We start from the raw sequence: 14,145 nt of genomic DNA, 5'->3' as shown, positions 1-14,145 counted from the left end.
GGGGCATTTTCAATAGCCGCCGCCTTGAGCCGTATCAGTTTTGTCCCTGTCCTCGGCCATAAAAGGCTTCGTGCTATCCTGCGTCCCCCGTTTTTCCGGTCGTGCGTGGGCGCGGCCGCCAGAACATGAGCGAAGAACAGAATTTCGAGCCGCCGGCCACGCCGGCGGACGCGGAGGTGCCTGCCAAGCCGGCCCGCCGCAAGGCCCCCGCCCGGACCTCGCGCAAGAAAGCCGAAGTCGTGGCCGATGCTCCCGCTGCCGAGGCAGCCCCCACCGTCGTGGAGGCTGTCGAGGCCCCAGCGGCCGAGAAGCCGGCCAAGCCTCGTGCCAAACGTGCACCGCGCAAGCCGAAGGCCGAAGTGGCAGTCGTCGTGGAGACGACGGCGGATCTGTTTGCGGCGGTGGAAGCGGCCGCCGACGCGACGCCAGCGGTGGTCGCGCCGGTTGAGGCGCCCGCCGTGGCGCTTCCCGCTGAACCTGCACCTGCAGCGGTCGAGGCCGTGACGTCCGTAGAGCTGCCGCAACCGGCCAGGGTCGAGCCGGCAGCGGAGCTTGAGCCGGAGCCGGAGTCCGACATGCCCGCCGGGCAGGTGGACGCCGCTGGTACTGCGCCCGGGGAGTCCGACGATGCACAGCCGCTTGCCGACGGTGAGGCGGTTGTCGCCCCGGCGGGCCTGCGGCGCAAGCGCAAGCGCCGGCGCGGCAAGGGTGAGCGGAACGGTCATGGCGAGGACCGGGAGCGGAATGCCGATGCGCTGTCGGAAGGCGAGGCGGATGAGTCTGTTGCGGCTGCTGATGGGCTTGCCGAGAGTGACGCGTCTGCCGCGGTGCCCGGCGAAACCGAAGCCGTAGGGGCGCCACCGGACGTCGCCGCCGAGGCCGCCGGCAAGATTGACGCTGACTCAGCAGTGACTGCCGCCGAGCCGGCTCCGCTGACCGTCGTCAGCCTGGGGCTGGACGTACCACCGGTGCTGTCGTCCGAGGCGCTGACGGTCTTGCGTAGCGCACGGGTGGTGTTGGGCACGGCCGATGCGCTCGACCGCCTGGCCGGTCTCGAACTGAAGGTACCCCAGCAGCTGTGCGCTGCCGAGTCGGCCCATGTGGACGTGCGTGCCGTCGGCCATGCTGGCAGCGTGCTGGTGGTGACCGGCGACGGCGCCGGCGATGGTCCGGCCGCCGAACTGCTGGCCGAACTGGGCCCGGCCAATGTGCGCGTGCTGCCCGGTGTCGGGCGGGTGCAGGCGGCCTGCGCCGCGCTGGGCCTGTCGGCCGAGATCGTGTCGGTGGTGGACCTGCGGCGGGCGCCGCTGGCGACGCTGCGCGGCCAGTTGCGCGCCCATCGTCTGTTGGCCCTGCCGACCGCCGATGCCGCTACGCCGGTGGCGGTGGCGCGCCTGCTGCTGGACAGCGGCTTTGCCGGCGCCCGTGTCTGGGTCTGTGAATTCTCCTCGGGCGCGCTGCAGGCGCGGGCCTGGCTGGCGTCCGAGCTGGTCGAGCTGCGCGAGCCCTTCGATCCGCGGGCGGTGCTGATCGTCGCGACGGGGCCGTCGAACGGGCTGTTCGCCGAGCTGCCGGGGCTGTCCGACGCCGCCCTCGGCGAAGGGGCGCCCGCGGCGCTGCCGCTGGCCGTGCGTACGCTGGCGCTGGCCTGGCTGCAGCCGGCGGCGTGGGAAACCGGCTGGGCGATCTCCGACGGCGAGGCCAGCCTGGCCCTCGAGTGGGCGCGGGCGGTGCCGACGGCGCGGGTGCGCGCGGTGGGCATGGAGCCGAGCCTGCTGGGGATGAGCATTCCGTTGGCCGGGGTTGGCGACAACCTGTTGGCAATCGGGAGTGCGTCGCCGCTGCGTTGCCGTGAATGGCCGGCGCCGGAGGCGGTGTTCATCCGTGGTGCGGCGGGGCTTGGCGACTGGCTGGCTGCCGCGTGGGCGCGCCTGGCGCCGGGCGGACGCCTGGTGGCCAGCGCCGAGGACGATCAGGCCCGCGCCGAGCTGCTGGCCTTCGCCGCCCAGGTGCCGGCCGAAGCGTGGCAGGAATTGAGCCTGTCCTGCGGCGAGACGGTGGCCGGGCGCCTGCGTTTCATGCCCAGTGCGCCGGTGCGCCTGGCCTTGTGGCGCAAGCCGGCACTATCCTGAGACTTTCGACCGTGGAGCGCTGACGTGCCTGCTGCCTCTCTTCCCCGCGAACGTTCCCCGGCCAAGCCAGGCTGGGTCTATCTGGTCGGTGCCGGCCCCGGCGATCCGGAACTGCTGACGCTGCGCGCCTTCCGCCTGTTGTTCGAGGCAGATGTGCTGGTCTACGACAACCTCGTCAGCAAGGAAGTGCTCGACTGCGTGCCGACCGCCATCGAGCGCATCTATGTGGGCAAGAAGGCCTCCAACCACTCGTTGCCGCAGGAAGGCATCAACGCCTTGCTGGTGCGCTTGGCCCAGGCAGGCAAGCGCGTCGTGCGCCTGAAGGGTGGCGATCCGTTCATCTTCGGACGCGGCGGTGAGGAAGTGGAAGAGCTGGTGAAGGCCGGCGTGCCCTTCGAGGTGATTCCCGGCATCACCGCGGCGGCCGGTATCGGCGCCTACGCGGGGATTCCGCTGACCCACCGGGATTTCGCCCAGTCGTGCATCTTCGTCACCGGCCACCTCAAGGACGGCTCGGTGGACCTGGACTGGGGCATGCTGGCCCGCCCCAAGCAGACCCTGGTGTTCTACATGGGCATTACCCAGCTGGCGACGATCTGCGCCCAGCTGGTCGCCCACGGCCTGGCCGCCACGACGCCGGCGGCGGTGGTGCGGCGCGGCACGACCAAGGCCCAGCGGGTGGTGACGTCCGATCTGGCCGGCCTGGCGGCGGCGGTAAAGGAAGCCGGCATCACGCCGCCGGCGCTGACCATCGTCGGCGACGTGGTCGGCCTGCAGTCGCGTCTGGCCTGGTTCCAACCGGAGGTGAAGGAATGAGCGCAGCCGCCTGTCCGGCCCTGTTCGTCGCGGCCCAGGCCTCCGGCCAGGGCAAGACCACTGTCACCGCCGCACTGGCCCGCCTGCACACCCGCCAGGGGCGCAAGGTGCGGGTGTTCAAGTGCGGTCCGGACTTCCTCGACCCGCAGATCCACGCGGTGGCCAGCGGAGCGCCGGTGTACAACCTGGACCTGGGCATGTGCGGCGCCGAAGACGCCGCCTGGCGCTTGCACGCGGCTGCGCAGAAGGCCGACCTGATCCTCGTCGAGGGGGTCATGGGCCTCTTCGATGGCGCGCCGTCCGGCGCCGACATCGCGCGCCGCTTCGGCATTCCGGTGATGGCAGTGATCGATGCCAAGGCGATGGCGCAGACTTTCGGCGCGCTGGTGCATGGTCTCGCCACCTGGCAGCCGGATTTGCCGTTCTCCGGCGTGCTGGCCAACCACGTGGGCAGCGAAGGCCACGCCAAGCTGCTGCAGGACAGCCTCGGGCCCGGCATTGCCTGGTACGGCGCCTTGCCGCGGGATGCCGACGCAGCGCTGCCGGAACGCCATCTGGGCCTGCTGCAGGCGGCCGAGATCGCCGATCTCGACGCGCGCCTCGATCGCCTGGCCGACCACTTGGCGCGCACCGGTGCGGCGGACCTGTCGCCGCCGGTGAGCTTTCCGGCGGTCGAGCGTCCGCCGGTGGATGCGATCCTGCGCGGCCGGCGCATCGCCATCGCCCGCGACGCGGCCTTCGGCTTCATCTACCCGGCCAATCTGGACACGCTGGCCGGGCTCGGCGCCGAAGTGAGCTTCTTCTCGCCGCTGGCCGGCGATGCCTTGCCGGACTGCGACGCGCTGTGGCTGCCCGGCGGTTATCCCGAGCTGCATGCCGAGGCGCTGGCCGCCAATGCGCGCTGGCAGGCCGATCTGCATGCCCACGTGGCGGCCGGCAAGCCGCTGCTGGCCGAATGCGGCGGCATGATGAGCCTGTTCGAGAGCATCACCGACAAGGAAGGCGCAACCTTCCCGGGCTCAGGCGTGCTGCCCGGCCACACGCGCATGCAGGCGCGGCTGGCGGCCCTCGGCACGCAGGTGGCGGAACTGCCGGAAGGGCGGCTCACCGGCCACACCTTCCATTACTCGAAGAGCGAGACCCCGCTGCAGCCCCTGACCCGCGCCAGCAGCCTGCGTGGCGGCAAGGACGGCGAGGCGATCTACCGGCTGGGCCGGGTGACGGCCTCCTACGTGCATTTCTACTTCCCGTCCAATCCGGTCGCCAGCGCCGCGCTGTTCGGCGCCTGAGGGCCTGGTCAGGCCGGCTGGCGGGCGATCAGCGCCGCCAGCCGGGCCAGTCCACGGTCGATCTCGTCCTCGCTGGCGTGGCTGAAGTTGAGGCGCAGCGTGCCGGTGGCCTCCGGCGCGTCCGGGTAGAAGGCTTCGCCGGGCATGAAGGCGACGCCCTCCTCGATGGCCAGCGGCAGCAGTTGACGGGTGTCGATGCGGCGTTTCAGCTGCAGCCAGAAGAACAGACCCCCCTTGGGCACGCTCCAGCTCGCCAGGGCGCCGAAATGGCGTTCCAGCGCCGCTGCAAACAGGTTGCGCTTGTGGCGGTAGAAGTCGGCCAGCCCGGCGAGGCGTTCGGCCCGCGTCGGGGATTCCAGTTGCTGCAGCACCAGCCACTGGCTGAGGCGGTTGCTGTGCAGGTCGGCGGCCTGCTTGAGGCGCACCAGGTAGGGGAACAGATCAGGGGAGGCGGCCAGGAAGCCGAGGCGCAGGCCCGGCGCCAGGCTCTTCGAGAAGGAGCCCTGGTAGATCCACGGGCTGTCCGTCAGCGCTGCGCACACCGGGCGCCGTTCGCAGGTATCGTAGATCAGGTCGCGGTAGGGGTCGTCCTCGAACAGCGGCACGCCGGCTTCGCCGCAGGCTGTCGCCAGCGCCTGTCGTTCGGCAGCGCTGTAGCAATACCCGGTGGGATTCTGGAAGGTCGGGATGGCGTAGGCCAGCGCCGGCCGGCTGTCGCGGAGGGCTGCGGCATTGACCTCGGCCGCCGTGAAGGGCACGAAGCGCGCCCCGAAAAAGCGGAACACCTGCAGCGCGGCCAGGTAAGTGGGCGATTCGACGGCCACCGGCGTGCCCGGGTCGACGAACAGCTTGCCGACCAGATCGATGCCCTGCTGGGAGCCGGACAGCACGAGGATGCGTTCCGGGCCGCAGTCAAGACCGCGGCGGCCGAGCTCTTCGGCAATGCGCGTGCGCAGTTGCGGATCGCCCTCGGTGGGGCCGTACTGCAGAGCGTCGGTGGGGGCGGCCAGACCGAACTCGGGAAAGGTCTCGGCGGCCGGCAGCCCGCCGGCGAAGGAGATCATGCCGGGGCGCCCTACGACGGCCAGGATCTCCCGGATCGGCGACGGGTGCAGATCGTGCACACGGGCGGAAAGGGAGGTCGGCAGGCGCGGGGAGGGGGTAGTCGGCATGGAAGTCTCCAGAAAGAATTAAGTCAATAATATTGACCTATAAATCCTGATCTTCTTCCGGAATAATGTCAACATGATTGACCTAAATCGCCAGGCCGAGCTCCGCGAGGCCATCGAACTGTTCTACTTCGCCTACCGGGCTTTCACCGCGCCGCCGGACGACATCCTGGCCCAGCGTGGCCTAGGGCGCGTGCATCACCGCATCCTGTATTTCGTCGGGCGTAATCCGGGGATCGCGGTGAATGCCCTGCTGACCACCCTGGGCGTCAGCAAGCAGGCGCTGCATGCGCCCTTACGCCAGTTGGTGGACGACGGCCTGGTGGGCACTGCGGCGGCTGACAACGACCGGCGTGTGAAGCGCCTGCAACTCACCGCCGAAGGCGCGGCGCTGGAGGCGCAGCTGTCGGGAACGCAGATGGAAATGCTGGAGAAGGTCTTCGCTGAGGCCGGTCCGGAAGCCGCTGCCGGCTGGCGCCGCGCGATGGCGGCGCTGGTGACGGGGCGCTGAACCGGGAAGAAGGGAAAAAGTCTGCGACCGGGCCAGCCGGCCCTGTCTTGTTGCTGTGCGAATTCCCGTGGGGGCGAATGAATTCGCCCCCACTGAGCCAGCCCTGGCAGGCAAGTCTGGCGTTTGGTGGCTCAGTGGCCCTTCAGCGCGTAGATGCCGGGTGCGTTGCGCCAGTAGCCCTTGTAGTCCATGCCGCCGCCGAACAGGAAGCGGTCGGCCACGTCGAGGCCGGTGAAGTCGGCGCGCATGCCGGGGTAGGCCTTGCGGTCGTGCACCTTGTGCACCAGCACCGCGGAATGGACTTCGCGGGCGCCTTCCTGCTTCAGGTAGTCGATGATGGCGGCCAGCGTGTGGCCTTCGTCGAGGATGTCGTCGAGCACCAGTACCGTGCGGTCGCGCAGGTCCTGGGTCGGGCGCACGCGCCAGTCGAGCAGGGTGCCTTGCAGCGCGTGGCCGTAGCGGGTGGCGTGCAGGTAAGCCAGTTCCAGCGGGAAGGGCAGGCGCGGCAGCAGGCGGCCGGCGAGGATCAGGCCGCCGTTCATCACCACATAGACCAGCGGGTTCTTGTCCTGCAGGCGGACGGTGATGTCGGCGGCGAGCTGGTTGAGGGCGGCGTCCACTTCGGCCGGCGTGCACAGGCAGTCGGCTTCTTCGCGGGCCCGGCAGATTTCCTCGAGGTCGACGGTGGTGGTCATGGCAATGGCGATCAGGGAATCAGATTGCGGACCCGGCGCAGCAACTGCCAGCCAAGCCAGCCGCGGCGGGCCCAGCGGATTGCCGCGCGGGGACGGACGACCAGTGCGAACACCGCGATGCCGCTCAGCAGCGGGGCGTTGTGGCGCGCCCAGCGCAGGCCGTCGCCGATGCGGTCGACGCCGTGCAGCACCGGTGCGAAGGCCTGGGCGTGGTGGATCAGCGCGTCGCGCTGTTCGCTGCAGCGGATCTGCAGGCGTTGCTTGCGCAGCGCGAGTTCGACGAGTTCGGGGTTCATTCTTCCGGCCGCAGGGCTTCCCGGTCCTGGGCCAGTTCTGCCAGGCTGGAGGCGAACAGGCGCGAGCCGGAACGCAGCCTTGCGGCAGCCCGGGTGGCCGCCCACACGCCGGCGGCGAACAGCCCGGTGGTGGCGAGGCCGAGGGCCAGCAAACGGTGGCTGTCCCACAGCAGCACGGTCAGGAAGGCCAGCAGGAACACGAAGCCGAAGCCGATGAAGAGCGCGGCGAGCACGGTGTCGAAAAGGAAGCTGCCGGCGCGCAGCTTTTCTTCCTTCAGCTCGACCGCGAAGAGTTCGAGACGGGTCTGGACGGTAGCCAGACCCGAATCGGCAAGCCCCTTCAGGGACTCGCCGAGGCGCGAGGGCGCGGAGTCGCTCATGCGCGGTGGCGCTTAGCGGCGATTGACCAGCAGGCCCAGCAGGAAGCCGACGCCGGCGGCCACGCCGACGGCCTTCCAGGGGTTGTCATGCACGTAATCGTCGGTGGCGCGGGCAGCGGCCTTGGTCTTCTGCACGACGGCGGCTTCCAGGTCCTGCAGCTTGTACTTGGCGCTGGTGAGGCGGTCGCCGAGGCGGGCGCGGACGTCCGCGACCTTGTCGCCAGCCTGGCCGGCGGTCAGCTTGAGCAGTTCTTCGGTGTCGGCCACCACGGCCTTGAAATCGGTGACGAGTTTGTCCTTGGTCACTTGTGCGTCGCTCATGGCTTTTTCTCCCAATGATTGGCGGTATCGAGGATTGGTATATGGCTTGGAGGGTCTTGCAGTAGCCACTTGTATTTCCGGGTCTAGGCTAATCCCAATCGGTGCCCAAGGCAATTCATTCTGGCTGCGCCAGTGGCCTGGAACGGCGCAGTACGCGGGCCAGCAAGCCTTCCAGATCGTCCACGTAGGTGTACACGGCGGGCACCACCAGCAGGCTCAGCAGCGTCGAGCTGATCAGCCCGCCGATCACTGCGGTGGCCATCGGCGCGCGGAAGCTGGGGTCGGCGCCGAGGCCGAGGGCGATCGGCAGCATGCCGGCGCCCATCGCCAGGGACGTCATGACGATCGGGCGGGCGCGCTTGCGGCAGGCATCCACCAGCGCGTCGTGGCGGCTGAGCGGCGTACCTCCGCGGCCGTGGCGGGCCTCGATGGCGTACTCGACGAGCAGGATGGAGTTCTTGGTGACGATGCCCATCAGCATCAGGAGGCCGATCAGCGACGGCATCGAGAAGCTGTTGTGGGTGACCAGCAGCGCCACGAAGGCGCCACCGATGGCCAGCGGGAGGGCTGCCAGGATGGTCACCGGCTGGGTGAAACCGCCGAACAGCAGCACCAGCACCATGTAGATGCACAGCACGCCGATGCCCATCGCCAGCCCGAAGCTGCCGAACAGCTCCTGCATGACCTCGGTGTCGCCGGAGTCGGCCAGCGTCACGCCGGGCGGCAGCCTGGCCAGCCCCGGCAGGGCCAGGGCTTCCTGGTACACCGAGCCGAGTTCGCGCTGGCCGAGCTCCACTTCGAGGGTCACGTTGCGGGCGCGGTCGAGACGGCTCACCTGGGCCGGGCCGCTGTCCATCGCGATGTCCGCCACGTTGGCGAGGAACACCGGGCCGTTCCTGCCCGGCACCTGCAGGCGGCCGATGGCTTCCAGATCGGCCCGTTCGGCGTCCGGCAGGCGTACGCGGATCGGCACCTGGCGGCGCTCCAGGTTGAGCTTGGCGAGGCCGACGTCGTAGTCGCCGGCGGTGGCGATGCGGATCGTGTCGGCGATGGCCTCGGCGGTGACGCCCAGGTCGGCGGCGCGGGCGAAGTCGGGGCGGATCACCACTTCCGGGCGTACCAGGCTGGCGCTGGAGGTAATGTTGCCGATGCCCTGCAGCGTGCGCAGGTCGCGGGTGGCGGCCTGGGCGGCGAGGGCTAGTGTGGCCGGGTCGTCGCTCTTCAACACCAGCAGCATCTTCACGCCGGAATCCGCCGGCCCGACGGTGATGCGCATGCCCGGTAGCACGGCCAGGCGCTGGCGCATCTCCACTTCGACGGCCTGCTGGTTGCGTTCCCGCTGGGTGCGGTGGCTGAGGGTCACGGTGAGCACGGCGCGGCGCACCTCGGCGGCGGCGCCAGGGTTGAAGCCGTTGCCGGCGGCGCCGCCGCCTATCGAGCTGAGCACGGCCTTCACGTCGGGCATCACCGCGATGGCCTGGCGGGCCTGCTCGGCGGCGGTCCAGGTTTCCTTCAGGGTGCTGCCCGGCGGGAGCTCCACGTTGACCAGGGTCTGGGCGCGGTCGGCGGGCGGCACGAAGCCGGTCGGCAGCAGCGGGATCAGCATCACAGAGCCGACCAGGAAGGCGATCGCGCCGAGCAGGGTCAGGAAACGGTGGCGCAGGCACCACTCCATCGAGGCCATGTAAGCGCGCATCAGGCGGCGCTCGGGTACTTCGCCATGGGGCACCGGCTTCAGGAAGTAGGCGGCCATCATCGGCGTCAGCAGGCGGGCGACGACCAGGGAGGCGAGGATGGCCAGCACCGCGGTCCACCCGAACTGCTTGAAGAACTTGCCGGCGATGCCGGCCATGAAGGCGGTGGGCAGGAACACCGCGACCAGCGCGAAGGTGGTGGCGATGACCGCCATGCCGATCTCGTCGGCGGCCTCCATAGCGGCCTGCAGCGGCGTCTTGCCCATGCGCAGGTGGCGGGCGATGTTCTCGATCTCGACGATCGCGTCGTCCACCAGGATGCCGACCACCAGCGCCAGCGACAGCAGGGTGACGGTGTTGAGGGTGAAGCCGAACCAGGCCATGCCGAGGAAGGTCGGGATTACTGACAGGGGCAGGGCCAGCGCGGCGACCAGGGTGGCGCGCCAGTCGCGCAGGAACCACCAGACCACCAGCACCGCCAGCAGCGCGCCTTCGTAGAGGAGCTGCATCGAGCCGTCGAAGTTCTCCTGTACCGGGGCGACGTTGTCGTAGGCGTGGGCGAAATGCACGCCGGGATGGGCTGCCTCCAGGTCGGCGATGGCCTTGGCGACACCGGCGGCGACGGTGATCTCGCTGGCGCCCTTGGTGCGCGAGACCTCGAAGCCGACCACCGGCTTGCCGTCGAAGAGGGCCACGGAACGGCGCTCGGCGATGGTGTCGGTGATTCTGGCGATGCGGTCCATGCGCACGCTGCGCCCTTCGGACAGCGGGATGTCGATGGCGCCCAGGTCGCGGGCATTGGCGACGGTGGCGATGGTGCGCACGGCCTGCTCGCCGCCGCCCACGTCGCCGCGGCCGCCGGGGGCTTCCTGCTGGGCGCGGCGCAGCTGGCGGGACACGTCGGCGGCGCTGACGCCGAGGGCGGCCATCCGCTCGGCGTCGAGCTCGATGCGTACTTCCCGGATCACGCCGCCGAGGCGCTTCACCGCGCCGACGCCCTTGACCGCCAGCAGGCGCCGGGTGACCGCGTCGTCCACCAGCCAGCTGAGGGATTCCTCGTCGTGGCTGTCGGCGCGGATCGTCCATGCGCCGAGGGGCCGGCCGGCGGTGACGATCTTGGCGACCACCGGGTCGCGCACGTCGGCGGGCAGGTCGGCGCGCACGCGGCTGACCGCGGCACGCACCTCGGTCTCGGCCTCGTTGGTGTTCTTCTCCAGCTCGAACTCGATGGCCACCGTGACCTCGCCGTCGAGGATGGTGGTGTGCATGCGCTTGATCTGGGCGAGGGTCGCGATGCTGTTCTCGAGTTTGCGGGCGACCTCCGTCTCCAGCGTGCCGGGGGCGGCGCCGGGCAGGCTGGCCTTGACGGTGACCACTGGCAGCTCGATGTCCGGGAAGTCCTGCACGCCGGTGCTCTTGAAGGCCAGCAGACCGGCCAGGCTGAGCAGGATGAAGAGCAGGATCGCCGGGACCGGGTTGCGGATCGACAGGGCGGAAAAGTTCATGGCGTGCCGCTCACTTGCCCGGGGCCTGGGGGCCAGGCGCTGTCACCTGGACCAGGTCGCCGTCGTCGAGGAAGCCGGCGCCGCTGGCCACCACCCGTGCGTCGGCGGGCAGGCCGGAGAGGATCTCGACGCGTTCGCCATCACGCCGGCCGACCTCGACCTTGGTCTGCACGACGCGGTTGCCGTCGCCGATGCGGAACACGTAGTTGAAGCCGTCGCGCAGCGCCACTGCCTGGCGCGGCAGGGTCAGGCCGCGGCTGGCGGCCAGCGCGAACTCGCCGCGGGCGAACATGCCGGCCTTGAAGGGCGCATTGACGCCCTTGCCGGCGGCAGCCGGCAGATCCACATAGACCAGAGCGTTGCGGCTCTGCACATCGACCGTGGGGGCCAGCGTGCGCACGGTGCCGGTGACCCGCTCGCCGCCGGGCGCGGTGAGCTGCACCGGTTGGCCGACGCGGACGCGGGCCAGCTCGGCGGCCGGGACTTCGGCTCGCCATTCGAGGCGCTGCTGGCGGATCAGGCGGAACAGCTCCTGGCCCTGGGGCACCACCGCGCCGACGGTAGCGCCGGCGGCGCGGAAGGAGATCACGCCGTCGTCGCTGGCCACCACGTGGGTGTGGCGCACGCGCAGGTCGGCGCTGGCGAGGCTGGCGCGGGCGGCCTGGCGGCGCGCGTCGGCGGTGGCTTCGGCAGTCAGGTATTGCTGGATCTGCTGGGGACTGAGGCCGCCGCTGGCTTCGACCGAGCGGGCCCGGGCCGCGTTGGCGCGGGCCTCCTGTAGCGCGGCTTCCGCTTCGGCGAGGCTGGCGCGGGCCTGGGCCTGTTCGGCGAGGGGGACGTCGGCGGCGAATTCGGCGAGCAGTTCGCCGCGCTTGACCGGGCTGCCCACATTGACCTTCACGTCGGCGAGACGGAGGCCGCCGGATTCGGCGCCGATGGAGGCTTCCTGCCAGGCGGCGACGCTGCCGTTGGCGACCAGCCCGCGGGGCAACTCGCGGCCTTCCGGGCTGACGGTAGTCACCGCGAGGGCCGGCTTGGCGGGCCCGGCAGCGGGTTTGGCCGCTTCGGGCGGAGGTGCCTCCGAGGAGCAGGCGGTCAGGAGGCCGGCCAGCAGGCTGGCGATCAGGGGGGCGCAGAGGGACTTCATCGGGCGTCGTCCGGGGAGGGAACTTGGGTAACTTGGGGGGCGGCCGTGTCGGTGGCGGACCAGCCGCCGCCGATAGCCCGGTACAGGGCGATCCACGCGGAGGCCCGTTCCTGCTCCCAGCCGGCTACTGCGGTGTCGGCGGCGAGCAGGGTGCGGCGGGCGTCTTCGAGTTCGAGCAGGCTGGCGAAGCCGGCGCGCTGGCGGGATTCTGTGGCGCCGTAGGCCTGGCGGTAGCCGGCGGCGGCGCGGCGCACGTCCGCCTCGCGGGTGGCGGCGGCGTCGAGGCGCACGAGGGCTTGTTCGACTTCGCTGACCGCGTTGCGCACGGCCTGGCGGTAGGCTGCTTCGGCGGCGGCGTAGTCGGCACGGGCGGCTTCCACGTTGGCGGCGACGCGGCCACCGTCGAACAGCGGCATGGCCAGCGTGGGGCTGATTGACCAGGTGGTGGCGGAGCTGCGCTGGCCGTTGGTGTTGAGGCGCAGCGGGGTGAAGAAGCCGGCCAGGGTCAGGCGCGGATAACGCTCGGCGGCGGCACTGCCGATGGCTGCGCTGGCAGCGGCGAGATCCCGTTCGGCGGCGGCCACGTCGGGGCGCTGGGCGAGCAGGCGGGCCGGCAGCGTGTCGATGGCGAAGGCGGCAGGCGTGGGGAAGCGTCCGCTGGCGGTGGCGAGGCGTTGGCGCAGCGCGGTCTCGTCGAGCCCCGTGAGGGCGACCAGGGCCTTGATCTGGCGGTCGCGGGCGGCGCGCAGGTCGGCCACCGTGGCGGCGCCGTCGGCGGCGCTGGCGCTGGCGAGGGCCACGTCGGAGGGGGCGTTGAAGCCGGCATTGCCGAGCTTGCGGGTGAGTTCCGCGGTGGCGGTGCGGGAGGCGGCGTCGGCTTCGGCCTGGGCCAGGCGGCGTTCCTGGTAGCGCAGCTGCAGGTAGGCGTCGGCGGTTTCGGCGGCTACCGACACGCGCGCGGCGTGCCAGCGGGCGGCGCTGGCGGCGAGGCGGGCTTCGGCACCTTGTTGGTCGCGGGCCAGGCCGCCGAACAGGTCGATCTCCCAGTTGGCCATCACGGAGGCCTGGCGGGTGGTCTGGAAGGTGGTCGGGGCGCCGAAGGTGAAGGCCGCGCGCTTGGCGGCGATGCTGCCATCGACGGTGGGCAGGCCGGCGACGTCGGCCGCCACCGCCGAGGCACGGGCCTGGGCGATGCGTGCGCGGGCCTGGGCGAGGCTGGCGCTTTCCCGCTCGGCGGCCTCGATCAGTTCGGGTAGCAGCGGGTCGTCGAGGCGCCGCCACCAGTCGGTGAGGTTGGCGAGCTGGCCGTTGTGTGGCTGCGGGGCTTGCCAGTCGGCCGGTGCGGGGAGTGCGGGGGCCTGGTAGTCGGGGCCGACGCGCGGCAGCACGCCGCAGGCGGACAGGCCGAGCAGGGCCAGCAGGGCGATGCAGCTGCGCAGAGGCATGCTCATTCGATGTTCCCCGCCTGGCGCCGCTGACGTTCGCTGTCCACCATCGCCAGGGCATAGCCGGCGAGCCGTTCGGCGAGGGTGTCGACGGCGGCCACGTCAGCCAGCAGCTCGGTGCTGACCCGTTCGAGCAGGTCGCGGGCGACGTAGTAGGGCAGCGCCAGGCCGATGATGGAGTGGGCCAGGCGCTGGATGTCGGCGTCCGCCGTGGCGAGACCGAGACGCTGGGTCAGCAGGCTGGCGAGGCCGGTGTAGAGGGCGGCCAGCTCAGCGTCGTGTTCCCGTCCGAGGACGCCGCTGGGATCGACCAGTTCGCGGAAGTGCAGGCGCATCATCAGGTCTACCGGTGCGCCGTTCTTCAGCGGGGTGAGGAAATCCCGGAAGAAGCCGGCGAGGATGGCCTCCAGCGGCAGGCTGGCGGCCTCGCCGGGGAGCGGGGTGGCCTTCTTGTCGTCGGCGCACAGGGATTCGCTGAAGACGGCCCGGTAGAGGCCGGCCTTGTCGCCGAAGTAGTAGTTGATCGCGGCCAGGTTGGCGCCGGCGGCGTCGGCGATCTCGCGGGTCGAGGTCTGCTGGTAGCCCTTGGCGGCGAACAGCGGCAGCGCGGCTTCGAGCAGGCGGCGGCGGGCCTGGATGCCGTCGGCGCGGGTTGGCAGGTGGGCGGGGCTGGCGGTCATGGCGCACACGCCCCGGAGCGTGTATCAGCGACTCCGGGGTGTTAAGTTAGTCAATCGACTGACTT

13 protein-coding genes are annotated in these 14,145 nt (G+C 70.8%); 4 read left to right on the top strand and 9 right to left on the bottom strand.

Going from position 1 to position 14,145, the window contains the following annotated elements; translation table 11 throughout:
- Positions 1–125 precede the first annotated feature (125 nt).
- Genes B4920_RS10235 through B4920_RS10225 form a run of 3 tightly spaced genes read left to right on the top strand, consistent with a single transcriptional unit; the run spans position 126 to position 4,237 of the window.
- The gene (locus B4920_RS10235) at positions 126–2,132 is read left to right on the top strand and encodes a hypothetical protein (protein WP_139379482.1); all 2,007 of its coding nucleotides are present in this window, start codon (positions 126–128) and stop codon (positions 2,130–2,132) included.
- Positions 2,133–2,156: 24 nt separating this feature from the next.
- Positions 2,157–2,948 (top strand): uroporphyrinogen-III C-methyltransferase, encoded by a 792-nt coding sequence (gene cobA / locus B4920_RS10230; protein WP_079434573.1) that lies wholly within the window; start codon positions 2,157–2,159, stop codon positions 2,946–2,948.
- Positions 2,945–4,237, top strand: a complete 1,293-nt coding sequence (locus B4920_RS10225; RefSeq protein WP_079434572.1) for a cobyrinate a,c-diamide synthase — start codon at positions 2,945–2,947, stop codon at positions 4,235–4,237. Before cobA ends, B4920_RS10225 begins: the two co-directional genes overlap by 4 nt.
- 8 nt (positions 4,238–4,245) lie before the next feature.
- Here B4920_RS10225 and B4920_RS10220 read toward each other — a convergent pair whose 3' ends face one another.
- Positions 4,246–5,409 (bottom strand): PLP-dependent aminotransferase family protein, encoded by a 1,164-nt coding sequence (locus B4920_RS10220; protein ID WP_079434571.1) that lies wholly within the window; start codon positions 5,407–5,409, stop codon positions 4,246–4,248.
- Between the two features lie 73 nt (positions 5,410–5,482).
- Between B4920_RS10220 and B4920_RS10215 the strand changes: the two genes are divergently transcribed.
- Positions 5,483–5,917, top strand: coding sequence for a MarR family winged helix-turn-helix transcriptional regulator (locus tag B4920_RS10215; RefSeq protein WP_079434570.1), 435 nt, complete (start codon positions 5,483–5,485; stop codon positions 5,915–5,917).
- A 131-nt stretch (positions 5,918–6,048) separates the two neighbouring features.
- Here B4920_RS10215 and B4920_RS10210 read toward each other — a convergent pair whose 3' ends face one another.
- The 8 genes from B4920_RS10210 to B4920_RS10175 all read right to left on the bottom strand — a co-directional run bounded on the left by B4920_RS10210 (position 6,049) and on the right by B4920_RS10175 (position 14,080).
- Positions 6,049–6,612 (bottom strand): hypoxanthine-guanine phosphoribosyltransferase, encoded by a 564-nt coding sequence (locus B4920_RS10210; protein WP_079434569.1) that lies wholly within the window; start codon positions 6,610–6,612, stop codon positions 6,049–6,051.
- Positions 6,613–6,623: 11 nt separating this feature from the next.
- Entirely contained in the window at positions 6,624–6,908 is a 285-nt protein-coding gene (locus tag B4920_RS10205; protein WP_079434568.1) for a YqjK-like family protein, read from the bottom strand.
- Positions 6,905–7,288, bottom strand: coding sequence for a phage holin family protein (locus B4920_RS10200; protein WP_079434567.1), 384 nt, complete (start codon positions 7,286–7,288; stop codon positions 6,905–6,907). The genes B4920_RS10205 and B4920_RS10200 overlap by 4 nt, the downstream gene beginning before the upstream one ends.
- Before the next feature lie 12 nt (positions 7,289–7,300).
- The gene (locus B4920_RS10195; RefSeq protein WP_079434566.1) at positions 7,301–7,609 is read right to left on the bottom strand and encodes a YqjD family protein; all 309 of its coding nucleotides are present in this window, start codon (positions 7,607–7,609) and stop codon (positions 7,301–7,303) included.
- Positions 7,610–7,724: 115 nt separating this feature from the next.
- Complete coding sequence (locus B4920_RS10190; protein ID WP_079434565.1) at positions 7,725–10,808, bottom strand: efflux RND transporter permease subunit; 3,084 nt, start codon at positions 10,806–10,808, stop codon at positions 7,725–7,727.
- Between the two features lie 10 nt (positions 10,809–10,818).
- Positions 10,819–11,955, bottom strand: coding sequence for an efflux RND transporter periplasmic adaptor subunit (locus B4920_RS10185; protein WP_079434564.1), 1,137 nt, complete (start codon positions 11,953–11,955; stop codon positions 10,819–10,821).
- The gene (locus tag B4920_RS10180) at positions 11,952–13,406 is read right to left on the bottom strand and encodes an efflux transporter outer membrane subunit (protein ID WP_079434563.1); all 1,455 of its coding nucleotides are present in this window, start codon (positions 13,404–13,406) and stop codon (positions 11,952–11,954) included. The genes B4920_RS10185 and B4920_RS10180 overlap by 4 nt, the downstream gene beginning before the upstream one ends.
- The gene (locus B4920_RS10175; protein ID WP_079434562.1) at positions 13,403–14,080 is read right to left on the bottom strand and encodes a CerR family C-terminal domain-containing protein; all 678 of its coding nucleotides are present in this window, start codon (positions 14,078–14,080) and stop codon (positions 13,403–13,405) included. The genes B4920_RS10180 and B4920_RS10175 overlap by 4 nt, the downstream gene beginning before the upstream one ends.
- Positions 14,081–14,145: the final 65 nt, after the last annotated feature.

Origin of the sequence: Zoogloea sp. LCSB751, assembly GCF_002028455.1 — a bacterium.
Classification (GTDB): Bacteria; Pseudomonadota; Gammaproteobacteria; order Burkholderiales; family Rhodocyclaceae; genus Zoogloea.
This window is presented reverse-complemented; position numbering and strand designations above follow the sequence as displayed.